This is a genomic window from Gimesia maris (genome assembly GCF_008298035.1).
Lineage (GTDB): Bacteria > Planctomycetota > Planctomycetia > Planctomycetales > Planctomycetaceae > Gimesia > Gimesia maris.
On record NZ_CP042910.1, the window covers coordinates 2,204,087 to 2,228,527 of the forward strand.

Genomic DNA, 24,441 nt, shown 5'->3' on the forward strand with positions numbered 1-24,441 from the left:
ATAAGATATCTCAGCCGGGAGAGGGAGACCAGGGATGGACTCGATCAATGAGTGTCTGATCAATGAGACAGCAGATATCAGAGACACAATCCGCGCCATCGAATCTGGCAAAAAAGGCATCGCGGTGGTGGTTGATCACTGCGGTACGTTACAGGGTGTTGTTACCGACGGTGATGTCCGGCGTGGTTTACTGGCAGGACAGAAACTGAAAGATTCTGTCACAGCGATTATGAATCGCAGACCAACCAAGGCAGATGTGTGTTCCTCGCAGGCATCAATTATCGAATTGCTGGAACAGAGTGGTCTGGAAGCACTGCCACTCGTGAATGAGCAAAACTGCGTCGTTGATATTGCATTACTTTCAGCAATCAGACGCCATTCGGATCCGGGACAGGCAACCGGGTTCAGTAGTGCCCTCATCATGGCTGGTGGTGAAGGGCGGAGATTATTACCGCTGACTGAGAATCTGCCTAAACCCCTGGTAGAAGTAGGGGGGATGCCTCTGATTGAACGACAGGTCCGCAGAATCGCACATGCCGGCGTCAATCGAATTTACGTCGCAGTGAATTATCTGGCCGAAATGATTGAATCACACCTGGGAGATGGCAGCCGATTTGGTGTGGAGATTCATTACTTACGCGAACCGAAAAAGCTGGGTACGGCTGGATCGCTTTCGCTGATCACAGAAAAACTGGATGGTCCACTGCTGTTAATGAATGGAGATGTCTTTACCTCGATCAATTTTCAGTACTTACTGGATTTTCATTCTAAGCACCAGCCTCTGATTACTGTCGCCGCCATTGATTATCATGTCGAGATCCCCTATGGAGTCATCAAGACAGAGGGGCCATTTGCCATTTGCCTGGAAGAAAAACCGTCACAGCAGTTTTTATGTAACGCTGGCATTTATGCGCTATCCCCCGAAGCTGTCAGTCGTGTTCCCCCTAATCAGATATTCAATATGACCGATCTTATCGAGTCCGGACTGTCACAGAAAGACGGAGTCGCTGTGTTTCCGGTACATGAGTACTGGTCTGATATTGGGACTCATGCAGAACTGGATAAAGCACGCTCTGAATTGAAGATCGTGAGAGAAACCCTGGGTGACCTGGAAGAAAGTGATGAAATTGCGGTACACATTGAATTAAACCACCGCAGGGCAGCATAGACCTTTTAAAAGCGAAATACTAAAGAAATCAAGCATGTCAGAGTCATTAAAAGATCAACAGGTTCTGGTCACAGGAGCCGATGGTTTCATCGGGAGCCACCTGGTCGAACAGCTTGTCGCCTCCGGTGCGCGGGTACGTGCACTGGTGTATTACAATTCCTGGAACCAGATTGGCTGGTTGAGCGATCTTTCGAATGAAGTACTGCAGTCGATTGAAATCATCCAGGGAGATATTCGGGATACCGAACGGGTTAAGGGAGCTGTCACAGGCTGCGGATATGTCTTTCATTTATCAAGCCTGATCGCCATTCCCTATAGCTACGTAGCAGCCCGTTCCTACGTCGATACCAATATCACAGGGGCATTAAATGTTCTGCAGGCATGTCGCAGTTCAGACAGTCTTACCAGGCTGGTACATGTTTCCACTTCGGAAGTATATGGCTCTGCGCAACGGGTCCCCATTGATGAAGATCACCCCCTGGTCGGTCAGTCACCTTATTCTGCCAGTAAAATCGGCGCGGATAAGATGGCTGAAAGCTATTATCTATCGTTTGAATTGCCCGTTGTCACGGCTCGTCCTTTTAATACCTATGGACCGCGGCAGACGGCCCGCGCCGTAATTCCGACTATTGCCAGCCAGCTACTTTCTGGCTGTTCAGAATTAAAGCTGGGCGCATTAACTCCCACACGCGATTTTAATTTTGCTACTGATACGGCGGCAGGAATGATTGCCCTGGCACTTTGTAAACAGGCCGAGGGAGAAGTCGTCAATATAGGGAGTGGCAGAGAATGGTCTATTGAGGAAACTGCGAAAATTCTGATGGAAGTTACGGGATGTGAGGTACCCATCCTGTGTGATGAGGACCGAATTCGTCCCGAAAAAAGTGAAGTCAATCGCCTCCTGGCAGATAATACGAAAATTCAGAAACTGACTGACTGGAAGAGCCAGGTCTCTTTTCAGGCAGGGCTTGGTGCCACTGCCGATTGGATCGGACGGAATCTTCAGTATTTCAACGTAGAGCGCTATACCATCTGACGGCCTTACGACATGATTTCTGAAACAAATAATTTATAACGAAGTTGTAGCGTACATGACACAACGAGCCACGTCACTCTCAGCGATGTTTGTAACCCTGGCGATGCTGCTGGGGCGAATGACAGGTCTGTTGCGCGTCTTGGGACTTGCAATGGTGCTCGGTGTTACCCATGCGAATGATCTTGCCATACTGGTCATTTCCGTCCCGGATATCCTGAATGCCATGCTGGTGGGAGGCGCTTTAGGAGTGGTTCTCATACCAGAGATGCATCGTCGCAGTGAATTGTCTGAACAGCCTGCCGGTCAGTTGATTGTCCAGACTTTTTTTGTGATCGCTGTTCTGACCAGTGCTCTGGCATTCCTGTTGAATATGGGAGGGACCTGGTTTACAGAGCTCCTTGCTTCCGGGTTCACTCCAGATCAAATAAAAGAGACCGGTAAACTGATTTCCATTGTATTGATAGCATTTCCCATCAGCGCTGTCACTGCGGTCACTTCTGCCGTTCTGCAGGGGCACCATAAACCAGTGATTCCCGCTTATGGTAACCTGTTTTTTAATCTTGTCCTGATCATGGTGATTTTTCTCTGGGTGACACCAGGGCACATAGAGATTCTCGCCTGGGCAGTGGTGGCGGCAAGTGCATTTCGGTTACTGACTCAACTCATCTGCTGTTATTTTGTAACTGATTTGAAGGGGGCATTTCAATCTTTCTTCCGCTTGAGTTCCTTGAACCGTCAACTGATGGTAAAATACTTTCAGGCACTTACCGCGATTGGTCTGGTCGTTGCTTTTCCAGTTGTATCACGATCTTTTGCTTCAATGTATGAAGGGGGGATCAGCCTGTTTGAATATTCACAAAAACTGGTAGAACTGCCACGAGGATTAATCGGTGCCGTGATCTCAATGGTGATTTTTCCCCGATTGAGTCAAATTTTTGCGGCGGGGGATCTGAAGACAGGAGCGAGAATGGTTAGCCAGATAGCCGGATTGATTCTGTTAATTTCGATTCCTGCGGGAATTGCCATTTACGTCTGTGCTGAACCAGTCGTTTCACTGTTGTTTCAGCGCGGTCAGTTTTCGGCTCTGGATGTCGCAAATACAGCGAAACTGCTGCAGATTTCCATCCTGTCAATGCCAGCCCTGTTTTTATCTATTTTGACAATGAATGTGTTTTATGCCAGACATGAGACGATCATACCTTTTAAAATCAGTTGTGTCTCACTAGTCTGTCTCGTCCTGCTTTCGCTGGGTCTGAGAGAGTTTCTGGGAATATCAGGGGTCATGCTGGCGTTTGTTTTGACCAGCTGGTTGCATTTTCTGGGGCTGGCCGTTTCATTGTATGTAAAATTAGAGGTGTCCGTAATTCAGGGGATTGATTTGAAACATTATTCAGCACTGGTCTTTCTGACATTCTCAGGAATCTCGATTTCTACTATGATAGTCAATATTGTGTCGGATCATGTCCAACTGTTTATGTGCTCTGTGGGACTGGGGGGGCTTTGTTTTGGGGCTGTTTTATTGATCCTGAAGAATCACTTGCCGAGTTTCAACGGGAAGCTGTCTTTATAATGAAGTATTTATTTATCACTGATTGCCCTGAGATTGCAAAATACGTCGATCATTGTGGCGTACATTGTATCTTCATTGACCTCGAATTATTGGGAAAAGTCGAGCGTCAGGGGGGGCGAGATACCGTTATTTCTCATCACAAAGTAGAGAATATCTCGCGTGTGAAGGACGCGATCCAGAATGCTGAAGTTCTGGTTCGCTTAAATCCTCTGAATCCGCAATCATCTGTCGAGATTGAAAATGCCCTGGACCAGGGGGCAGATGCTCTGATGTTGCCGATGTTCCGTTCTCTGGAAGAAATAGAATGGTTCTGTAACCAGGTCAACTCACGTGCCAGAGTGGTGCCTCTGGTAGAAACGATCGGAGCAATGAATCAGCTCGATCAAATCGTACAACTGCCTGATGTCTCACAGATTCATATTGGTTTAAATGATTTACATCTCGATATGGAGCTGAATTTCATGTTTGAACTGATGTCGAATGGAATTGTGGACAATATGTCTGAAATTTGCAGAAATGCCGGGATTCCTTTCGGTATTGGTGGGATATCTACAATGGATCAGGGGCTGGTCTCGGGGCGTCTGGTATTGAGTGCACATGCCAGGCTGGGGTCTGAATGGGTGATACTCTCTCGTTCTTTTCACCAGCTTGCGTCAAGCCTGTCAGAACTGCAGTCTAAAATCAACCTGCCGCTGGAACTTCAGAAAGTGGACGAAGTTTACGCTGAATTATTGAAGCGTACCGATTTTGAGATTGAACAGGATAAGCAATTGCTCTGCCAGGAAGTAAATAAAGTTGCATCAAATGAAATGGCAGAACGTAACGCCTCGTAAGCCTGTTTTTCTCCAGAATCTTTTGTCGTATCAGGCCCTGTTTTGATTCGTCCCTCCCGATTCTCGAATGAATTCCATAGATTTCCAGAGTGGAAACAAATATCTATTCTCGTTTTTCTAGTTCTGTTTAAGTACACTGGCGATATGACGTTGCTGTAATTCAAGGGAGCGATCCTTGATCATCGTGGCTTAATTTTCAAAAAGGAATGATAGGTGAACTCTGTTTTAGTAACTGGCGGGGCCGGATTTCTGGGAAGTCATTTATGTGACCGTCTGATCGAACAGGGCAGGGAAGTCATCTGCCTCGACAACTTTTTTTCAGGTAGCAAAAGAAATATCGCTCATCTGATCGGGCATCCCCGATTTGAATTGATCCGGCATGATATTGTTCATCCGTTTTATCTGGAAGTCAGCGAGATCTACAACCTCGCCTGTCCGGCGTCTCCGGTTGCCTACCAGTACAATCCCATCAAAACCATCAAGACATCAAGTGTCGGAATGGTGAATGTACTGGGACTGGCAAAACGCTGTCGTGCCAAAGTACTGCATGCATCAACATCCGAAGTGTATGGTGATCCGGAAGTGCACCCGCAGGTAGAGGAATATTGGGGGAATGTGAATCCCCTTGGTCCGCGCAGTTGTTACGATGAAGGCAAACGGATCGCAGAATCGCTCTGTATTAATTATCATCAGGCACATGAGGTGCCGATTCGCATCGTTAGAATTTTCAATACCTATGGGCCGAGAATGGATCCTAATGATGGTCGAGTGATCTCGAATTTCATCAACCAGGCGCTGCGGGGTGAACCGCTGACGATCTATGGTGATGGTCAACAGACCCGTTCTTTCTGCTATGTGGATGACCTGATCGAAGGTTTCCTGAGAATGATGAATCAGGAAGAAACAACCGGACCGGTAAACCTGGGGAACCCAGTCGAGAACACCATGCTGGAACTGGCACAGGCAGTAATCAAATCAGTCAATTCTGAATCAGAATTGGTGCATGAAACGTTACCAACCGATGATCCGAAACAACGTTGTCCCGACATTTCTAAAGCACGAAAATTTCTAAAGTGGGAACCTGAAGTAGCTTTAAAGGATGGTCTGGCCAAGACCGTTGAGTACTATCGGAATCTGATGCAACAGGAATCGTCATGAACCATATTCTGGTGACGGGGGCGGCTGGTTTCATCGGGTTTCACGTTACTGCACGCCTGCTTTCACAAGGACATCGGGTGACGGGCGTTGATAATCTTAACAGCCATTATGATGTCAGATTGAAACGCGATCGACTGGCAGAATTACGGCAGTTTGAGACGTTCGAATTTCATGAAGCAGATATTACAGATGTGGAATCACTTTCACATCTGTTTGTGCAGAATCCCTTTCAAAAGGTGATCCATCTGGCAGCTGAAGTGGGAGTCAGGAACTCCCTGCTCAAGCCACTGGAATATGTTCAGAGTAATGTGCTGGGCTTTGTAAATCTGCTGGAGCAATGTCGCCTGAAAGAAGTGGAACACGTTGTCTATGCCTCATCCAGTTCTGTGTATGGGGCGAATCGGAAGATTCCTTATTCTACACATGATGCCGTTGATCACCCCATCAGTCTGTATGCGGCGACTAAACGGGCCGACGAACTGATAGCCCACAGTTACAGCCATCTGTACGATCTGCCCACAACCGGATTGCGATTTTTTACAGTCTATGGTCCCTGGGGACGTCCTGACATGGCCGTCTATCTATTTACGAAAGCGATATTGGAAGGGACGCCTATTAAGGTGTTCAATCACGGAAATCTCAAACGGGATTTTACCTACGTTGATGATATCGTAAGCGGAGTCCTGGGAGTTCTGGAGCAGATACCCGTACGAACAGAACCTGTTTCGGAAGCTACTGCTGTCGATCTGAATGACCAGACTGTTGCCCCTTATCGATTGTATAATATCGGGAATCATCAGCCTGTCGGAATTGCCCGGCTGATTGATGTGATAGAACAGAGAATCGGCAAGCCTGCGATTCGAGAAAATTTTCCGATGCAACCAGGGGATGTTCTGGAAACCTATGCGGATATTTCAGAGCTTCAGCAGGCAACGGGATTCACACCCTCTACCTCGATTGAACAGGGGATTGATCGATTTGTAGACTGGTATCTGGCCTATCATTCCCGGGGAAAATGACTTTCTCAGAGATTCCCGGGTATGCTCGTGCAGATAATATCGCTTACAATTCTGCAATGATTTTCGGGATCAGACGAGCCAGCTTCTGACCGCCATCTGCTGCCACTTTTAAGATCTTACTGATCTCAACAGGTTCCAGCGCGTCGGGTAGACAGAGGTCCGTCACTACCGAGAGGCCCAATACTTTCAGGGAAGCATGGTTGGCGACAATGCATTCAGGAACAGTCGACATACCCACACAGTCTGCTCCCATCTGACGCAGCATGCGATATTCCGCGCGTGTTTCCAGGTTTGGACCGGTGACGGCTACAAATACACCTGTCTGTGTACGAATCTGGAGTTCCAGTGCCTTCTGTTCAGCCAGCCTGATTAAGCTGCGGTCGTAAGGGGCACTCATATCGGGGAAGCGGACGCCGAGTCGGTCATCATTGATACCCCGTAATGGATTGTCACCCATTAAATTGATCTGATCGTCGATGATCATGATATCGGCCAGCTGATAGTGTGGATTCATCCCTCCCGATGCATTTGTGATGATCAAAGTTTCGACCCCGAGGGCTTTCATTACCCGGACTGGAAAGGTGACTTCCTTCATGGAGTACCCTTCATAAAAATGGAACCGACCTTCCATCGCGATAATCGGAGTCCCATTTAAATTTCCAGATACCAGTTGACCTGCGTGAGATTCTACAGTGGATCGGGGAAAGTGAGGAATTGATTCGTAAGGAATGGAATTCGTCTGGGTGATTTGTTGAGTAAAATCACCCAGTCCCGTACCAAGGATTAAACCAACGCGGGGCGCTTCAGAAATCTGAGGTTTCAGAAACTCTACGGCATCATTAATTTTTTCGACCAGTCCCTGCATGGTTAGTTTCTATTTTCTATTGGAGAGTTCAGGAAGCTGGTGGGAGCACCTATACTCAGGTGGTTGACGGGTGGTGCGTGTCTGACGCATTATTTAGGCGGAGAAGTGAACGGCGTATTCGTCTTTGAACAGAATCAAAGACGAATTCCTCTGCTGAACTGCGAATGAGCTTTAAAAGATGTCATCATCATCATCGAAATCGTCGTCGAATTCGTCGTCAAACTCATCCTCTTCTTCGTCATCGAAGTCATCATCCTCTTCTTCATCGTCATCATCGAAGTCGTCTTCGTCATCGTCGAATTCATCATCGTCGAGATCTTCCAGATCGTCGAAACCAATGTTTTCTTCATCGTCATCCAGTGAAAAGAAAACGATGGGGGGCTCTTCCGTAAATAGATCAGGTTCTTCAGTAGATTCGATAAGAGTTGAATCGGCTAGTAACACAGTTAAATCCTCGTTGCTTCTTTGTGCAATCTTTCCAAATTTCTAAACGATTTTTACAGAGCATAAAAGCCCGATGTCAACATCCAATCGTGGGATCTTTATAACATTCGGGAAGAACTATTTCGACCGTTTTCAGGGAAATATTAAGTTCAGAATATTTCCATTATGATATTTAAAATGCTTTGTCAAGTGCGAAAAAAATGAACTGGAAATATATAGTTCTATTTCCGCCTCCGTGGCGCAAACGCATTAGGAAAAAATCCCCATTTTTCACTAGCGACAGGAAATATTTCTCTCCACGCTGGCCATTTTCCCCATAAAAAGAGATAGTGATAACCTGAATAGTCAGTAAACGGGCAGAGCAGCGAATGGCTGGTATTTACGGTCTGTGGAACTTCATCAATTATTTAAACTGACTTCACGAATCAACTGGTTTCACATCTGAGTACTGCGATTCTTGAGCCTGCTCAATCATCAACGAGCTGCAGTATCAGGGAGGGGTTATCGCGCCACCACAACTGGATCCGGCTCCTGCAGTACACCCGAAACAATGCTGACCGGTCACGATTTTTCGACTGACGAGATCATCATAATCGAAATCGCGGATGTGCCTTCGTTTCAGTGCTGCGACCGGCAGATTCAGCATCTGGTTAAAATCACAGTCGTAAAGAAAACCCTGCCAGTCGACTGAAAGAATAGAACGGCACATCAGACCGGATACCGTGGCCGGATTAAATGCGTTTACGAGCCGCTCCATATATTCTTCAAAGCGTTCCTGCTGGATTAATTCGCTGAGGAAACGACTGATGGGCATGTTCGTAATCGTTATCAGGTTGGTGAACTGAACCTCAAATCGTTGATTCAATTCACGACGGTACGCTGCCTCAAGTTCGGATTGGTTGGGGGGCAGAGAGAAACCAACCGGATTATAAACCAGGGTCAGTTTCAATTCGGAGCCTGGAATTCCATAACCGAGCGAATTCAACTTCTGCAGAGCCTGAATTGATTTCTGGAATGCGCCGTCGCCTCGTTGTGCATCCGTATTTTCCTGCAGATAGCAGGGAAGGGAAGCGATAATCTCGACATTCTGATCTGCCAGAAATTGAGGAAGATCCTGAAAACCGGGCGCCAGCAGAATCGTCAGATTACTACGATCTATGATTCGCCTTCCCAGTTTCCGGGCGGCGATTACCAGATCTTTAAAATGCGGATTCATTTCCGGCGCACCGCCCGTTAAATCCAGCGTCTGAAAGCCAGGATGTTCCAAGGCCTGTAAACATTCCTGTACGGTTTCAGCCGTCATGATTTCTCTGCGGTCAGGACCTGCATCAACGTGACAGTGCTCACAAGTCATATTACAGAGTTTTCCCATGTTGATCTGAAGTGTCTCAATTGATGTCGCATGCAGTCCCGGGAGTTGCTGGTTCTGAAACTGTGCTTCAAATGCCGGTTGTTGAGATCGTTCATTGAGAATACGAAGTTGCTCACGCGGATCCGCCAGTTTACTGTGTTGTCTGAGCAGAGTGAGAGATGCCATTGTTGTTTTCCGTCTATACGAACTCAAGTGAATGTGTGCTGGCAGAGATTAGCAGCAACCGCTGTCCGGACTGCAACACTCATCCACAATCTGTGTCGTGAGATCAAAATTTTTGCCTTTGGTTTCCTGCGGGCTGCGGATTGCATTCCTGCGGCAGTCCATCTCGCGTGCCTGTTCCAGGGGAATGTCCTGATATGGGGCGACCGAAAGAAACTGACCTGCATAGGGGGCCTTCTGCAGGAGTTGAAATGTTTTATCGCAGACGGCGATCCTTTCGCCACGGAAATAGGTGTGTCCATCGTCATCTTCGACTTTTTTAAACGGACCACGATAAATCATCGCCTGGTTCCGTTCCAGGCAGGGGCCCTGCTTGCCTTTATAAGCAGAGACAACCATTGAGCGGAATTCGATACCTTCCACGGTCCGCCAGGGAGTTTCTTCCCGTTTGAGAATTTCGATCCCATGGAACCCGGCGTCTTCAAAAGCTTTCAGAAACGCGGCTTCCTGAAAGGCACCTGAAATACAGCCTGACCAGAGTTCAGGATCTTTCCGCATATGTTGAGGCACGATATCATCGCAGACAATATCACTGATGACCGCTTTTCCGCCACGTTTTAAAACTCGAAAGACTTCCTGCAGTAATTGACTGCGATCACTTTCGCGCACCAGGTTTAATACACAGTTTGAGATTACACAATCAATCGAGTCACCGGGGATCAGTGGCGACTCCTGTCGCAGGCGTTCTTCCAGATTTCTTAATTCCAGCCAGCGCGCCTGGCTGTCGATCGGGCTGGCAGACAATTCCTGGTTCAACAGTTCCAGGTCCAGCTTAAGGTCCTGGATCAGTCCACTGCGAAATTCGACATTTGAGTATCCCAGTTTATCGGAGACTTCCTGTTGATACTTTCGGGCGAGAGCCAGCATCTCTGCATTGCAGTCCACCCCAATTACTTTTCCCGAAGGACCTGCAATCTGTGAGGCAATATAGCAGATCTTGCCTCCCCCTGAGCCCAGATCGAGAACGGTATCGCCCGGCGAGAGATAAGGAGTGGGATCACCACAACCATAATCCTTTTCCAGAATCTCTTGCGGAATGATCGATAAATATTCCTGATTGTATTCGACAGGGCAGCATAGTGCCGCTTCAGCCTGGCGAGCCGCATTTGCATAACGGGTATAGACTGATTCTTCTTCACTGGATTGCGGCTGTGTATTGACAGAATTCATCTTGATCAAGGTTCCTTTAAAGTCCGGTCGGTTTTTTGAATTCCTGACGAAAACAGTTACTGGCAGCAAGCGACTGCCCGAGGTTCTTCCAGTATATCCGACTCAGCCAATTTCAGAAACATTGCGTTTCCGAATGAACATTCCTTTTGGGAGTTTGTATTATGTACTACTATGAATTCACATACTGTGAAACGAAATACATTTCCAGTTTAAGTACAAAAAAATGAGTAACGTCAACCAGGGGAGCGCAGCCTGCTCGATTTCAGTCATTATTCCCGTATTACAGGGGGATAGCAGCTGGCAGGAATTACTGGCAGATCTGAGAGCTTTCCCGGAAACTGCCGAATTTCTATTTATTTCAAACGGATTGGCTCCACCTGAATTTCAAGATCGCCTCAATTCATCTGGATTAAACAGTCGCAGCCACTGGCATTGTACTTCCAGAGGCAGGGCGATTCAGATGAATTATGGAGCGAAATATGCTCAATCTGATCATCTGCTTTTTTTACACGCTGACTCACGATTAAGTGATTCAGCTGTGCAGCAACTGTTAAAAACTCTGGATTCCTGTCCGGAGGCCTTTCTCTATTTTAATCTCAAGTTTCAGGACCAGAGTTTTTTGTTAATGCGACTCAACTCCTGGGGCGTCTATTTCCGCTCGCATGTACTGGGGGTTCCCTTTGGCGACCAGGGATTCTGTTTGCCACGGTCTATGTTTCGCGAACTCAAAGGGTTTAATGAAGAGGCAGCCTATGGTGAAGATCATCTGCTGGTATGGGCGGCCAGGCGTCAGGGAATTCGTCTCAAGTGCACCGACGCAGACATCGAAACCAGTGCCCGGAAATATCGAGAGCAGGGCTGGCTGAAAGTGACAGTCAGACATCTCTGGCTGACGGCACGGCAGGCGATCCCGCAGTTTTTACTCCTGATAAAAGATCGAATTTTGAAATGCTGCCAAAGCAAGGCGCCATCGCCGTCTTCGTAAAAACTCCCGGTTACTCTCCTTTAAAAACCAGGCTGGCGCAATCGGTCGGCACGGTGCAGGCGGAGCAGTTTCATATCCTTTCGGCAAACGCAGTCGCAGCGGTTGTGCACAGCGTCGCGAATCAGAAATCGGTCACTCCCTTCTGGGCGGTCGCCGAACCAGAAGCGCAGCAGGATTCGCTTTGGAATCAGTTTAAAACTATGGGACAGGGAGCCGGGGGCTTGGGTAACCGACTGGCATATGTACAACAGCAGTTGTTTGAATTCAGTCAGTTCGTCATTTTTCTGGGCGCGGATACGCCACATCTGCCTGTTACGTTGCTGAATGAAGCAGTTGAGATCCTGTCAGTGGAAAGTGCTACACCGCAGTTTGTAATCGGGCCTGCCTGCGATGGGGGCTTTTATCTGTTTGGAAGCCAGATTGCGCTTGATCCTGCTGTCTGGCTGAATGTGCCATACAGTGTCGAGGACACCACAAGGGCACTTCGGGAACAGATTCAGGATCTGGGTGAAATCCACCTGCTGCCTGAGTTGAGTGATGTGGACACCGTTCAGGAATTGCCGCTGGTGGCCCGGCAATTAACTGAAGGTGATGACTGGCTGACAGAACAACTGCAGGTTCTCGAGTGGATACAGGAATGGGAAGCACGGTCAGATTAGTTTCGCTACTGGGCAATGCTTGTGGAGGGAGTGGTACGAGCGGACAACTCTGGTTTCAGCTCTTTCTCGTCGGCGCTTCCCTGAATGACCATATACAGCGAACTGACTGCGAGTAACATCAGCAGGCAGCGTTTGAAAATCACAGGATTAATCCGGGGGCCGATCAAAGTGCCCAGCGCCATGCCTGTGATCACAAACGGAATCGCAATGGCGGATGTCAGGATCACAGGCGTGGTGACCAGTCCCATTAGCGACAAACCTATGACACGTGTGATCGAGATCAGGATGAAAAACCCAAATATAAATCCCTTGTATTGGTCCTGTGTCCAGGGTTGGCGGATGGCATAAATCACAATCGGTGGACCGGCAATACTGGTTGAGCCGGCCAGGAAGCCGCTGCAGAAGCCGGCAAACGTACTCCAGATTGGGGAGGCCTGTTGGGGGCCGGATTCTGTCTGAACGGGTTTCTGGAAAAAACCATCGATCACAATCAGCAGGATCACCAGTCCGGTCCCACGCACCAGGTAATCCAGGTCAATCACGGTAAACATCAGCAGCCCCAGAGGCAATCCTACCAGGGAACCAGCAATTGCTCCCAGCAGCACTTTAAAATTCGAATGCTTCCGATAGGCCCAGAAGATCCAGATCACGGGTAATACGATGCTCAAAGCAACCAGGAGATTGGCTTCGCGAAAATCCAGCATTAAGGGAAGAACCGCCATCGCGACGATGGCATATCCAAAACCGATAATTCCCTGGATGAATGCAGACAGAAAAATGACAGCCAGGACAAAAAACCACAGCTGTGGATCAGAAAACATCATGATTATGAACAAGTCAATATGAGTCAAGATTTTACTGATGACTCGAGAAAGCGGGGGTGAACGCGGCGGGAAAAGTTATTCCATCAGAGCGCTGCCTCTGGTCTCTTTCGCAAAGAAGGGCAGGATGGCACCAACGATGTAGAGCAAGCTTAGTATCGTTGCCGTTTGCGCTAATGTGAAACCTACTTTTTGACTTTGCATCCAGCCAGCAAGAAGCAGAATCGGGGCAGCTAAAATGCGGCCCCCATTGAAACAGGTACCAGCGCCCGTAGATCTGAGACGGGTTGGATAAAGTTCGGGGAAGTAAATGGCATATCCCGCATGCATACCGAGCGTCAGAAAACCAAACACCGGTAAGAAACATCCGATCACAATGGAATTATTGAACAACTGAAATAATAGATACGTGCTGATTAGCCCGCCAATATGAAACAGAAAAAACGCCCATCTTCGTCCCAGCCATTCACAAAGTGGCCCAAAGGCTAATAGACCTAAACCCCCGCCGGTTGTCGTTAAGAACATCCCCAGCATTTCCCATTTTTTTAATGTCGCCTTAATTGAATCCAGATATACCTCAATCTCCTCTTGTGTGACCGTTGGTTCATTTGCTTTGAATTCAGCAACATATTCCGACTCGATTGTTTTCAAGAATGCATCCTTACCATAAATGTGAACGCCCCAAAAAGTCGCGAACCCAATAGATGCCAATATGATTCCAATACATGTACTCTTCAGGTATGGCGAACTGAAAAGATTGAGGATACTTCCCATCTGTTTGCTGGAGTCGCTTTTAGCAGCGTTTTGTGCATTCTGCCAAGATTCTGGTTCCTTTAAGGAGCGGCGAATCCAGATAATCAAAAAGGAGGGCACGACACCCAGGGCAAAGCCGATACGCCAGGGCAGTGAAGGGTACCCTGCATCTTCAGCATACTGCTGAATGCTCTCATTACCGATAATAAATGCTCCCGCCAGAATCGCGAGATAGGTTCCCAGAACACTGGATGCATGGAAAATACTGCCGACTCTAGCGCGAGCTTTGGGAGGAAACGATTCGGCAACGAGGGTACTCGCGACTGCCCACTCACCTCCGACCCCGAGCGCTACCAGAAAACGAAACCCCGCAAATTGCCACCAGTCCTGTGAAAATGCTGATAAACAGGTAAATAATGAATAAAACAAAATTGTGAGAGACATTGTTTTTTTACGACCAATCCGGTCGCTGAGTGCACCAAATAAAATTCCACCCAGTGCCCCACCAATCAGAAATGCACTAAAGGTGATGGCATTATATTCGGAAATGGTTCCTTTTGTTGTCCCTTCAGGAACCAGTGAAGGCATGGCTTCGTTCATGCTGGCAACGAAGATCTGTCCTTCGAAGACATCAAAGACCCAGCCCAGGGAAGCGATCGTCAAAACGAGCCACTGGTAACGCGAAATGCCGTGATACCATTTGTCTTCTTTGAGTTCGTTCTGCATCAGGCTGTGTCTCTCAGACTAAGGTTCAAAAACATTGATTGCTTTTTTTCCACTCAACACCAGCCGGACGTCTTCGCAGACCGAATCGACCACTCGGTCCTGTGCTTCGACAGTAAACGCCGCGATGTGAGGGGTTAAGATCACATTTTCCATCTGGTTCAAGGGGCTCTGTTTGGGGGGCTCGGTTTCCCGGACATCCAAAGCTGCTCCTGCCAGTTTATGCTCGAGCAATGCCTGGGTCAGTCCGCGTTCATCGACGACTTCCCCGCGCGAGGTGTTGATGAAAAAGGCATCCGGTTTCATCTTTCTGAAATGCTGATAAGTCAGCATCTTGCGTGTATCGGGGGTCAGCGGGCTGTGGCAGGAAACAACATCTGACTCAGCCAGCAGATCATCGAGGGAGAGCAGGGTGGCATTGAGCTTTTTGAGCTGTGGAGCATCCGCTTTGAGAAACGGGTCGGCGGCAAGGATGTTCATTCCGAATGCTTTTGCGCGTGTCGCAGTGAAAGAACCAATGCGTCCCAAGCCGATCAGTCCGAATGACTTGCCATAAAGTTCAGTGCCGGTGAATTTAAGTCGGTTCCAGCCTCCTGTCAGGGTATCCTGACGGGCTTCCGGAATTTTTCGCATCAATGCCAGCATCAGCCCGATAGTGAGTTCTGCTACTGAGAGCGAATTGGCATCCGGAGTAAAGCAGACCACGATCCCTTTTTCATGAGCATATTCTGTGTCGACATTATCCAGACCTGCGCCGGCCCGGGCGATGATTTTGAGCTCGGGAGCCGCATCGATCAACTCGCGATCGACTTTCGTCTGATTTCTGACGATCAAGGCTCTGGTGTTTTGAATTTTCTGTTTGAGCAGATCGATATTCTGCCACAGGTAGGCATCGAACTCGACATCGTGCTCCTGGATGAGACGATTCATGGACACGCCTTGAATATTCTCTGTTACCAGAACATCGCTCATGTCACTACTTCCTGCAAGAACGTTTTTCTACTACTGCCTCGATTAATTAAATTGAGAGTAATCGATTGGCTGATGAATGTCGATTGACTGGTTGGCTGGCGGGAGTTCGTATTTCAAACCGGTGGCACAATTGAACAGCACAGCACTCTCATCCGGGCTGATTCTGCCAGAGGCCAGTTCCTGTTTGTAGGCGGCGTAAGTTGCTGCTCCTTCCGGACACATCAGGAACCCTTCCTTCTGCGAGCATTCATCCAGAGCGGCGGTGATCAGTTCATCATCGACGGCCGTCGCGAAACCATTACTTTCCCGGACGGCTCGCAAGATCAGAAAGTCGCCTACCGCAACCGGGACGCGAATCCCGGCTGCCACCGTGTGGGCATTCTGCCAGAGCTCTGCGTGTTCTTCGCCGGCTTCGTAGGCTTTGACCATGGGAGCACAGCCAGATGCCTGAACGGCGACCATGCGGGGCAGTTTGCCTTTCAGCCAGCCCATGGCTTTGAGTTCGTTAAACGCCTTCCACATGCCGATCAGTCCGGTCCCGCCACCGGTCGGATATAAAATCACGTCGGGAACCTCCCAGCCCATCTGGTCGGCCAGTTCCAGTCCCATCGTCTTTTTCCCTTCGATGCGATAAGGTTCTTTCAGGGTTGAAAAATCAAACCAGCCCACCTGTTCTTTGCCCTGGCCGACGATCTTGCCGCAGTCATTGATCAGGCCATTCACGCGCCAGACCTGGGCTCCCTGGGCAGCGATTTCTCGCACATTGATTTCCGGTGTATCGTCCGGGCAGAAGATATAGGACTTCATCCCGGCCCGGGTTCCATAGGCGGCCAGCGCAGCGCCCGCATTGCCGTTGGTCGGCATCGCGACTTTGGAGACTCCCAGTTCTTTCGCCATCGAGACAGCCATACAGAGTCCACGCGCTTTGAAGGAACCCGTGGGGAGGCGACCCTCGTCTTTAATCCAGGCTGTGCCCTTGCCTCCCTGCAGACGGGGAACGGGGATCAGGGGAGTGTGAACTTCTCCCAGGCTGACAATATTTTCTGATTTGCGTACCGGCAGGAATTCGCGGTACCGCCAGAGAGTTGCCGGGCGGGAGGCCAGTTCTTCCTTTGTGACTGCCTGGGCGAGCGCCTCTAAGTCATATTTAACCAGCAGAGGTTTTCCCGATTTGGAAAGACCGTGCAACTGATCTGCTTCGTAACGATCATGGTGCATTCCGCACTCAAGATGCGTGACAAACGTTTGAGCTTCGGGAAATGGATTATCCATGAGAGCGTACCTGTTATCAGATCGTTATATGGTAGTGATAATTCTGTTGATTTTTACGCGGAACGATGGTTCAGTTATTCAGCAATTAGTTTGAAAGTCAACCTTTTGAGTCTGGTGAAATCGTTTTCCTCTGGCGGTTTTGAGTCCTGACAGTCTAATCTATTCCAGATGGGAAGCAAAATGAAAGAACGACCACCCGCAGGCGGGCAGTCGTTCCATTGTTTCAGGGAGACGGATTATTATTCCACAGGCCCTTCAACGCCCCCGGTATAGTGTTCACCCACGGGTTCTTCGCCATGGAGTACTTCCGCTTTGTAACCACCTTTACTGTAGAAGTAGATCACGAGAATCAGGTAGCCGAAGGCCATGAACAACGGAACAAAGGCCGTACATATGAGGGCCATGCGACCTCCGTAAATACCGGCTTCTTTGACTTCCGGTTGATCCTCTTTGGCATATTCTTCTGCACCTTGCCACCATTGATTCAAGGTCTCGATGTTTTCGTTCGTCTTACCTTCTGCTTTCAGTTGTGCCACAGCTTTGTCCAGTTCTTCGCCATCGTTCTTCAGAACATCAACTTTCTGTCCGTTGAGGCCCTTGATCTCCGGCAGAAAGAGAAAGCCTTTTTCCTCTGCTGCGGAGTAACGCTCATAGGCATCAGGAGAAAGTGATTCCAGTTTCTGTGTTGCATAATAGTCCTGGTTGTAGCCGATGCCCGGACCGCCGAGCAGTCCGGCTGACAGCATTCCGATACCTCCCATGGCTCCCATCGTTAAAGCGCCCCCTTTAGGGAACCGTTCGCCAACCACACCCAGCATGGTGGGCCAGAGGAATGTTTTTCCCAGACTGTAGACAGTCATAGCCAGCCAGATGTAAATGGCTGCTTCGAATGTTCCGATCATGTAGAGTCCTACTGCACCAAAGCAGGCGCTGATGCAGAGCAGGCCCAGCGGATTGATTTTTTCTACGATCGGGCCAGCAAAGAAACGCAGGACGAACATGATTGAAGATGCATAGATAAAGAGGTAAAGCCCCTGACCTTCTCCCTGACCTTCCAGAATGGATTCCGTAATACTGGCAATCCAACTGTCTGTACCCAGTTCTACATACCCAACACAGGCCTGTAATAGAAGCAGAAAGATCAGTAACGGACTGGCAAAGGTCATCAACATTTGCCCGAAGCTGACGCCAGCCGACTTCGCTTCGGAGAGAGGGAATTTTTGTTTGATGACAATGTAGCCATAAATGAGGGTGGGGATCAGAAAAACGGCCATGGGGATTTCCCATCGGAGCCATTCAGTGGATTCTTTCATGTTGGCATAAATGGCTGCCACGATCCCACCTATAATCAAACCGCCGGGCCAGCCCGCATGCAGAATGTTGAGGTAATGCGTTTTCTTGTGGGGGTAGAGTGTCGCCACCAGGGGGTTGATCACCGCTTCACACAGGCCGTTGGCGACAGCGAACATGAACATGCCGACGTACAGGCACCAGTAAGTCGCACCTTTACCAGCGGCTTCGAAAACCGGTGTGGCTGCGAAGGTGATCAAAGCAGATAGAACATGCAGAATGAACGCCAGCAGCAGGATCGGTTTGTAACCAACATTGTCAGTAATCAGACTGGCTAACAGAATCACAATTCCGAAACCAACCAGTCCGCCGCCAGTGATTGTTCCCAGTTCAAATTTGGTAAATCCATACTGGGCACCCCAGTCAGCCAGGATACCTCCACGAATGGCAAACCCCACGCCGGCGGCGATGAGCGTCATAAAACTCGCAATAAACAGTGGTTTATTGTTGTTCATAGTTGCGACTTCTTTGAATGAATGAGGGCGAGTGGTTTAGGTGCAACGTGTTCTGCAAGAGTTCTAAATTCAAAAGCGGATCGATCGGATTGCTGATCAGGAATGGATGCTTTGAATGGTCTTGTTCACACAACGGTAACTCATAACGACCGTTCGTGAGAAGGAAAGGATCTCGATGAACAGACCGATATCAGTATCAGCAACGCCAGATTCTAACCAACCCGGATCGAGATTTCCACAACACGTATGCAGGAATGTGAATGTTTATCAGATTCGCTATGCGTCACCGGTGGCTGTCAATCCGCTTGCGCAAAATCAGTAATTTGTCTCGACGTTCCGCTTCAACCTGATCGGGCAGACTTAACTTTTGACCAGACAATGTCAGTTCCTGCAACCGCTGCCAGTGATCAAAGCCCATCCTTCTGCGGGACCAGTTCATTTTCTGCCAGATCTTCAGGAAACACTGTCGGACGAGGTAATCGGGACTGTCCTGCAAGACCAGACAGTCGAGCCGCCAGGTCTCCTGGTTCTGATCGAGTGTAGCGGCTTTCAATATCTGGTCGACTTCTGCATTGAGGACACAGGTCACTTCTTCCGCCTGCTGCGACAATCGCTGAATGGACTGTACTACGTTGGGATTGAATTCTTTTTTTAATAAAGGTAACAGTTGATGGCGGATTCGATTGCGGGTGAAACTGGTGTCCGCATTGCTTTCGTCATTCCGGTATTCCTGGCCACATACGTTCAGAAATTCCACGACTTCTTCACGACTGATCTGCAACAGCGGGCGAATCAGATGCAGACCCTGCTGTAAGACCCGGGTCTGGGGAATTCCTCTCAGTCCTGTGATACCTGTCCCGCGAATAATGTGATGGAGCACCGTTTCAGCCTGATCATCCAGGGTATGTGCGACGGCAATCTGCGTGCACTGTTCTGCAATCGCAACCCGGGTGAGAAAACCATACCGTGCTGTGCGGCACTGTTCTTCCAGGCCGGAATCAGGCCCCTGATTCAGCTCCTGTTTCTCGGTCACACAGGGGAGTGAGAGACGCCGGCATTCCTGTTTCAGCCACTCCGCATCTTCATCAGAGGCGGTTCCTCGCAGGCCATGATTCAAATGGGCGATCACCAGTCCATCGGGAGGGATCAGCGATTCGGAAGACTGCGCCAGACACTTCAGTGCTCGTAACAAAGCCATGCTGTCCGCGCCTCCGGATACGGCGATCAACGTGCGTTGCGCAGGTGATTTTTGATGTGAACTAATGTTGGGAGCAGGGTTTGATTCGTCCTGAATCCGTTGCTGGCAGGTAAGTAATCCGCGTTTCACGGTCTGGATAAACTGATTCATCGGAAACGGGAATTCTGCAAAGCGGGTTAAGGCCGGAAACGGAGCACCCCGCGGGTGTCGGTTCGAGATTGGACTTTCAGGCAATATTTCTGACTATATACTATCGAAACCGGAAATGTCTTGTTACCATAAAAAAGGAATTTTACGAGAAGTTATCACTGTCATTCAAGTTACACTCACACTCAGCTTCCTTTTCGATGGTTATTGAACTTTACGAATTGGCAGATGTTTGTCGTTTTTTTCTGGATGTTCTGGAGTTGGCTTTTCATAATAGTTTCATTGTTTATTTATTTTTAGGTTTCCTTTCGGCATTTCAAAGTTTGACAGGGAGCATTGTCGCAAGCGGGTATTATCACTTAACTTTAAGTGGAGTACTCTTTGTGATTTAAGAGTTTCTAAAGTAGACCCGGTTTCAGTTGAGTTGGAGAATCAACAATGTCTGGTATTCTCAATGAGACAATTCTAGCAATTTATGTTCTGCTCACCAGAGCGGTGCGCGTATTGCCGACGCTGATGCAACCATGGAAATCGACTCGTTCCGCGAGCGATTTCTATCCGCAAGTTGAGTCGTTGACTCAGCAGGCAGAGGAAAATGAAATGATGCGTCGAGTCTTGTCTTGTCTGGGGATCGAACAGCGGTTACGTGTGCCAGTCAAGGTGCGCTCTGACCAATGGTGCTTTAAGCGTCGTTAAAAGGTAAAAAGCACGGGCCATATGTTTGTTGAAAGCGTATTATCTTTTTTCCGGACTGCTTGAGGTTTCGCCATGCCTTTGATTTCATTTCTTTTATCAGGCATGCAAAATCGAGGAACTCCCTGACGCTCCTGTCATTCTCATGAAATTCCTGACAACATGATTTGTATCGATCTGATTGAATTCGCTTGCGGGTGAGTTCAGGGAGATACAATTTTGTCTCTGTCGAATATCAACGCCAAATGGTATCAGGCAGGAAAGGGGCTTTCACTATAGGCGCATAGGAAGCACCTGGGATATGTTAACCGAAGTCGCTATCGGAGCGGCCCTGGCGTTCATTGTCGGGGTCATTATTGGGTATTTCATTGATCGGATCCGTCGCGGGTCTGCCTACCAGTCTTATGCTCAGATTCTGAAACAGGCCGAGCTCGATTCAGAAAACCTGCTCAAAAGCCAGAAGCTGGAAGCGAAAGAGGAACTGCTTAAACGGCGTGAGGCGCTGGAAGAGGAAGTCAACAAGCAACGGGAAGAGCTATGGTCCGTCGAAAAGAAACTCAGCAAACGCGAAAATGCGCTGGAAGATCAGCAGGCTGATTTTCTTAAAAAAGAGGCGATGATTCAGACCACACAGTCAAAGCTCGCCGCCCGCTCCAAAGCTGTGGAAGCACGCGAGCAGGAGCTGGAACGTTCTCTGAAGAAACAGCAGGAAGAACTGTTTAAGATCAGTGGCCTGGATCGGGAGACCGCTTCGCAGATGCTGCTGGATCGACTGGATAATGATCTGAAAAACGAAACGGGTGCTTTGATTATGAAGCACCAGAACGAGTTGAAGCAGACCTGTGATAAAATTGCCCGCGAGACGATTGGCATGGCCGTGCAGCGTTTCGCTTCCGGTCACGTGGCGGAAACAACTGTTTCCACAGTCGAACTGCCTGAAGAAGAAATGAAAGGTCGGATTATCGGTCGTGAAGGGCGCAACATCCGTGCCTTTGAAAAAGCGACCGGAGTCGATGTGATTGTGGATGACACTCCCGGCGTTGTTGTGGTTTCCGCTTTTGATAACGTCCGCCGCCAGATCGGTAAAATGTCATTGCAGAAACTGGTCAACGATGGACGAATCCATCCTGCACGAATCGAAGAAGTGGTCGAAGAGACCCAGAAAGAGCTGGAAGAATATATTCAGACCATGGGGCAGAATGCCTGCCAGGAAGTGAATATTTCCGGCGTGAATCCCAAACTGATCGATCTGCTGGGACGTCTGCATTTCCGCACCAGTTACAGCCAGAACGTGCTTCGGCACTCGATTGAAGTCTCAGCTTTGACCGGCATGATGGCGGAGCAACTCGGTCTGGACGGGACCATCGCCCGACGATGTGGTCTGTTTCATGACATCGGTAAAGCAGCTGACCATGAGATGGAAGGGGGGCACCCTGCTGTCGGGGCGCAGTTACTGAAACGCTATGGTGAATCTCAGGAAGTGGTGCATGCTGCTGCCGGCCATCATGATGATATTCGTCCTGATTATATCTACACCGTACTTGTGGCTGCTGCAGACGCCTGTTCTGCATCGCGTCCTGGAGCACGGCGAGATACTCTCGAGAAATATGTCCGTCGACTCGAAGAGCTGGAAACCCTGGTTTGTGGTTTTCCAGGCGTGGACCATACTTATGCCATTCAGGCGGGCCGTGAAGTCCGGGTGATTGTTGACTCCGATCAGGTGAATGACCGGGAAGCGGCAAAGATGTGTAAAGATATTGCCAAGGCTATTGAGGATACACTGACTTATCCCGGAGAGATTCGCGTGACCGTCATGCGGGAAGCACGCACTGTGGAATATGCACGCTAAGACCGGGAAGGGGAGTCGTTTCCACTTTGATGCAGATTGGCCTGCATCTGGGCGGCGATGGCTCTTTCGTTTTCACCAGTCTGGCGTAGAAGTGCATTGATGACTTTTTGCTGGCGTTCTGCAGAATGGTTCTGATTGAGTTTGAATTTTCCTTCAATTCGCTCAATCTGTATCCTGAAGCCGACAATCGCCGGCAATAAAGAATCCACAAAATCAATGTCCGAATCGGGTATCGACCATGGTACTGGTTGAGTTGCCTCATAGAAGGCAACATATTGATCGAGAATCCGTTTCAGTTGAGCTGGATCAGTCTCAAGTGTGCAGGAACCATATACGTGTACTGCCTGATAATTCCAGGTGGGAACCGTGTGGTCCGATTCATACCAGGCTGGAGAAATATAAGCATGCGGTCCATAAAAGATCATCAGCAGACTTTGGTTCTGAAGCTGATCTGACTGTGGGTTAGCCTTCGCCAGATGGCCGATTAGCTGCCCGAATTCACCCACAGAGCGATCCAGTAACAGAGGCAGATGACTTGCAAAAGAAGAGCCTTCTGCATTTGTGATCAGGGTAGCAAAGCTGTGCTCTTCGATAAATCGGTGCAGTGTCTTCAACTCCGTTTCTGCAAACGAGGATGGTACGTACATGAGAGTAGTCCTGCAGCGAGAGATTCAAGGTTTACTGTCAACCGGTTATGACAGTGAAAGAGTACAGCAGGTTCGTCTGACTATCAATTCCCATACGATTTCTTTATTTTGAGAGGGTGAGCTGACATTTCTTTCAGCGGACATCCCATTGAATAAAGGAGTGATTCCACATGCCGTTCATCGATATCAAATCCGTTAAACCACTGGAAGTTCTTCCCGGTTGTAAAATGCGAACTCCTTTTGGAGAAAATCTGATGCTCTCTTATCTGGAGATGGATGAAGGTGCGATTGTGCCCCTGCATCATCACCCTCATGAGCAGGGGGGGATGTTGCTGAAAGGCAAACTGGAACTGACGATGGGTGACGAAGTCCGGGTTGTCGAAGCAGGTGCCATGTTTATCATTCCTCCAAACACGCCTCACCAGGCTGTTGCCGTCGATGGCCCTGCTGTTGTTCTGGACGTATTCAGTCCGGTGCGGGAAGACTACGCGGAACTGTTTAACAAATATATTCCAGTATCAGGCGATGATGCCTGAGCGGTTCATTGTTGCTGCTGGGCCTGTTGTGCTTTGAACTCTTCTGCTCGCTGGTGAAGTTCTTCGGTGGTGAGCTCTTCAGTCTGAGTTGCGATGTGCCAGCTGATACCATAGGGATCTTTCACTGACGCGCCCCGTTCTCCATAAAACATGTCGGCGGGCTCACGCAAGCTTGTTGCGCCTGCATCAAGGGCTTTCTGATAAGTTGCATCGACGTCGGGCACATACAGATGAATGGCTGCGGTAGTCTGCCCCCATTCCTCACAGGCATCGGCTACTTCGAGCATGGAATCACCAATCTGCAGTGCCGCGTGCCCGATTTCATCGCCATGCCGGGAAATTAGGATCGGGGTGGCATCAAACACCGTTTGCAGAAATTCGATCATTTCAGCTGCCCCTTCCACAAGCAGGTAGGGAGTAATGGTGTGATAGCCTTTGGGGATATAGGGAGTCGTCATCGGATCTCTCCTTCCTCGGTTGATTGAAATTGAATCTGAAAAGGGTATATTCTCAAGCAGCAGAGT

The 24,441-nt window shown here is 48.9% G+C and carries 23 protein-coding genes; 11 read left to right on the forward strand and 12 right to left on the reverse strand.

Annotated features, from left to right (window positions below):
• The first annotated feature begins 34 nt into the window (after positions 1-34).
• The 6 genes from GmarT_RS08330 (at position 35) to GmarT_RS08355 (ending at position 6,784) form a co-directional block, all read left to right on the forward strand.
• Complete coding sequence (locus GmarT_RS08330; RefSeq protein WP_002644853.1) at positions 35-1,168, forward strand: nucleotidyltransferase family protein; 1,134 nt, start codon at positions 35-37, stop codon at positions 1,166-1,168.
• Between the two features lie 34 nt (positions 1,169-1,202).
• Positions 1,203-2,204, forward strand: a complete 1,002-nt coding sequence (locus GmarT_RS08335) for an SDR family NAD(P)-dependent oxidoreductase (protein ID WP_002644852.1) — start codon at positions 1,203-1,205, stop codon at positions 2,202-2,204.
• A gap of 55 nt (positions 2,205-2,259) precedes the next feature.
• Positions 2,260-3,774: a murein biosynthesis integral membrane protein MurJ gene (gene murJ, locus GmarT_RS08340; RefSeq protein WP_002644851.1), complete on the forward strand. Its 1,515-nt coding sequence runs from the start codon at positions 2,260-2,262 to the stop codon at positions 3,772-3,774.
• On the forward strand, positions 3,774-4,607 hold the full coding sequence (locus tag GmarT_RS08345) for an aldolase/citrate lyase family protein (protein WP_002644850.1): 834 nt from the start codon (positions 3,774-3,776) through the stop codon (positions 4,605-4,607). Before murJ ends, GmarT_RS08345 begins: the two co-directional genes overlap by 1 nt.
• Positions 4,608-4,820: 213 nt before the next feature.
• A complete protein-coding gene (locus tag GmarT_RS08350) occupies positions 4,821-5,765 on the forward strand; it encodes a UDP-glucuronic acid decarboxylase family protein (RefSeq protein ID WP_002644849.1) in 945 nt (314 codons plus the stop codon).
• Positions 5,762-6,784, forward strand: a complete 1,023-nt coding sequence (locus GmarT_RS08355; protein ID WP_002644848.1) for an NAD-dependent epimerase/dehydratase family protein — start codon at positions 5,762-5,764, stop codon at positions 6,782-6,784. The genes GmarT_RS08350 and GmarT_RS08355 overlap by 4 nt, the downstream gene beginning before the upstream one ends.
• A 43-nt stretch (positions 6,785-6,827) precedes the next feature.
• On the opposite strand, the gene GmarT_RS08360 is transcribed toward GmarT_RS08355, so the two are convergent.
• The 4 genes from GmarT_RS08360 to GmarT_RS08375 form a co-directional block, all read right to left on the reverse strand.
• Positions 6,828-7,649 carry a purine-nucleoside phosphorylase gene (locus GmarT_RS08360; RefSeq protein ID WP_002644847.1) on the reverse strand — a complete coding sequence of 274 codons (822 nt, stop codon included), beginning with the start codon at positions 7,647-7,649 and terminating at the stop codon, positions 6,828-6,830.
• 171 nt (positions 7,650-7,820) lie between these two features.
• Entirely contained in the window at positions 7,821-8,093 is a 273-nt protein-coding gene (locus GmarT_RS29430) for a hypothetical protein (RefSeq protein WP_002644846.1), read from the reverse strand.
• 490 nt (positions 8,094-8,583) lie between these two features.
• Positions 8,584-9,630 carry an arsenosugar biosynthesis radical SAM (seleno)protein ArsS gene (gene arsS, locus GmarT_RS08370; protein WP_002644845.1) on the reverse strand — a complete coding sequence of 349 codons (1,047 nt, stop codon included), beginning with the start codon at positions 9,628-9,630 and terminating at the stop codon, positions 8,584-8,586.
• A gap of 48 nt (positions 9,631-9,678) precedes the next feature.
• Positions 9,679-10,857: a DUF8838 domain-containing protein gene (locus GmarT_RS08375; RefSeq protein WP_002644844.1), complete on the reverse strand. Its 1,179-nt coding sequence runs from the start codon at positions 10,855-10,857 to the stop codon at positions 9,679-9,681.
• 223 nt (positions 10,858-11,080) lie between these two features.
• Here GmarT_RS08375 and GmarT_RS08380 point away from each other — a divergent pair, with 223 nt between their 5' ends.
• Both GmarT_RS08380 and GmarT_RS08385 read left to right on the forward strand, forming a co-directional pair.
• The gene (locus GmarT_RS08380; RefSeq protein WP_002644843.1) at positions 11,081-11,842 is read left to right on the forward strand and encodes a TIGR04283 family arsenosugar biosynthesis glycosyltransferase; all 762 of its coding nucleotides are present in this window, start codon (positions 11,081-11,083) and stop codon (positions 11,840-11,842) included.
• Complete coding sequence (locus GmarT_RS08385; RefSeq protein ID WP_002644842.1) at positions 11,806-12,501, forward strand: TIGR04282 family arsenosugar biosynthesis glycosyltransferase; 696 nt, start codon at positions 11,806-11,808, stop codon at positions 12,499-12,501. The genes GmarT_RS08380 and GmarT_RS08385 overlap by 37 nt, the downstream gene beginning before the upstream one ends.
• A 5-nt stretch (positions 12,502-12,506) precedes the next feature.
• Here the strand turns inward: GmarT_RS08385 and GmarT_RS08390 are convergent, their stop codons facing one another.
• The 6 genes from GmarT_RS08390 to tilS form a co-directional block, all read right to left on the reverse strand.
• Positions 12,507-13,325: a sulfite exporter TauE/SafE family protein gene (locus GmarT_RS08390; protein WP_002644841.1), complete on the reverse strand. Its 819-nt coding sequence runs from the start codon at positions 13,323-13,325 to the stop codon at positions 12,507-12,509.
• 75 nt (positions 13,326-13,400) lie between these two features.
• On the reverse strand, positions 13,401-14,675 hold the full coding sequence (locus GmarT_RS08395; RefSeq protein ID WP_187782353.1) for an MFS transporter: 1,275 nt from the start codon (positions 14,673-14,675) through the stop codon (positions 13,401-13,403).
• A gap of 144 nt (positions 14,676-14,819) precedes the next feature.
• Positions 14,820-15,770, reverse strand: coding sequence for a hydroxyacid dehydrogenase (locus tag GmarT_RS08400; protein WP_002644839.1), 951 nt, complete (start codon positions 15,768-15,770; stop codon positions 14,820-14,822).
• 42 nt (positions 15,771-15,812) lie between these two features.
• Entirely contained in the window at positions 15,813-17,042 is a 1,230-nt protein-coding gene (locus tag GmarT_RS08405) for a threonine synthase (RefSeq protein ID WP_002644838.1), read from the reverse strand.
• Between the two features lie 239 nt (positions 17,043-17,281).
• On the reverse strand, positions 17,282-18,847 hold the full coding sequence (locus GmarT_RS08410) for an MFS transporter (RefSeq protein WP_002644837.1): 1,566 nt from the start codon (positions 18,845-18,847) through the stop codon (positions 17,282-17,284).
• A gap of 283 nt (positions 18,848-19,130) precedes the next feature.
• Positions 19,131-20,195, reverse strand: a complete 1,065-nt coding sequence (gene tilS, locus GmarT_RS08415) for a tRNA lysidine(34) synthetase TilS (protein WP_002644836.1) — start codon at positions 20,193-20,195, stop codon at positions 19,131-19,133.
• Positions 20,196-20,630: 435 nt separating this feature from the next.
• On the opposite strand from tilS, the gene GmarT_RS08420 reads away from it, so the two are divergent.
• Entirely contained in the window at positions 20,631-20,888 is a 258-nt protein-coding gene (locus GmarT_RS08420) for a hypothetical protein (protein WP_149302541.1), read from the forward strand.
• A 298-nt stretch (positions 20,889-21,186) separates the two neighbouring features.
• Entirely contained in the window at positions 21,187-22,734 is a 1,548-nt protein-coding gene (gene rny, locus GmarT_RS08425; protein ID WP_002644835.1) for a ribonuclease Y, read from the forward strand.
• On the opposite strand, the gene GmarT_RS08430 is transcribed toward rny, so the two are convergent.
• On the reverse strand, positions 22,731-23,381 hold the full coding sequence (locus GmarT_RS08430; protein WP_002644834.1) for an FMN-binding negative transcriptional regulator: 651 nt from the start codon (positions 23,379-23,381) through the stop codon (positions 22,731-22,733). The genes rny and GmarT_RS08430 overlap by 4 nt on opposite strands.
• 170 nt (positions 23,382-23,551) lie before the next feature.
• On the opposite strand from GmarT_RS08430, the gene GmarT_RS08435 reads away from it, so the two are divergent.
• The gene (locus GmarT_RS08435) at positions 23,552-23,917 is read left to right on the forward strand and encodes a cupin domain-containing protein (protein WP_002644833.1); all 366 of its coding nucleotides are present in this window, start codon (positions 23,552-23,554) and stop codon (positions 23,915-23,917) included.
• A gap of 5 nt (positions 23,918-23,922) precedes the next feature.
• Here GmarT_RS08435 and GmarT_RS08440 read toward each other — a convergent pair whose 3' ends face one another.
• The gene (locus GmarT_RS08440) at positions 23,923-24,375 is read right to left on the reverse strand and encodes a VOC family protein (protein WP_002644832.1); all 453 of its coding nucleotides are present in this window, start codon (positions 24,373-24,375) and stop codon (positions 23,923-23,925) included.
• Positions 24,376-24,441: the final 66 nt, after the last annotated feature.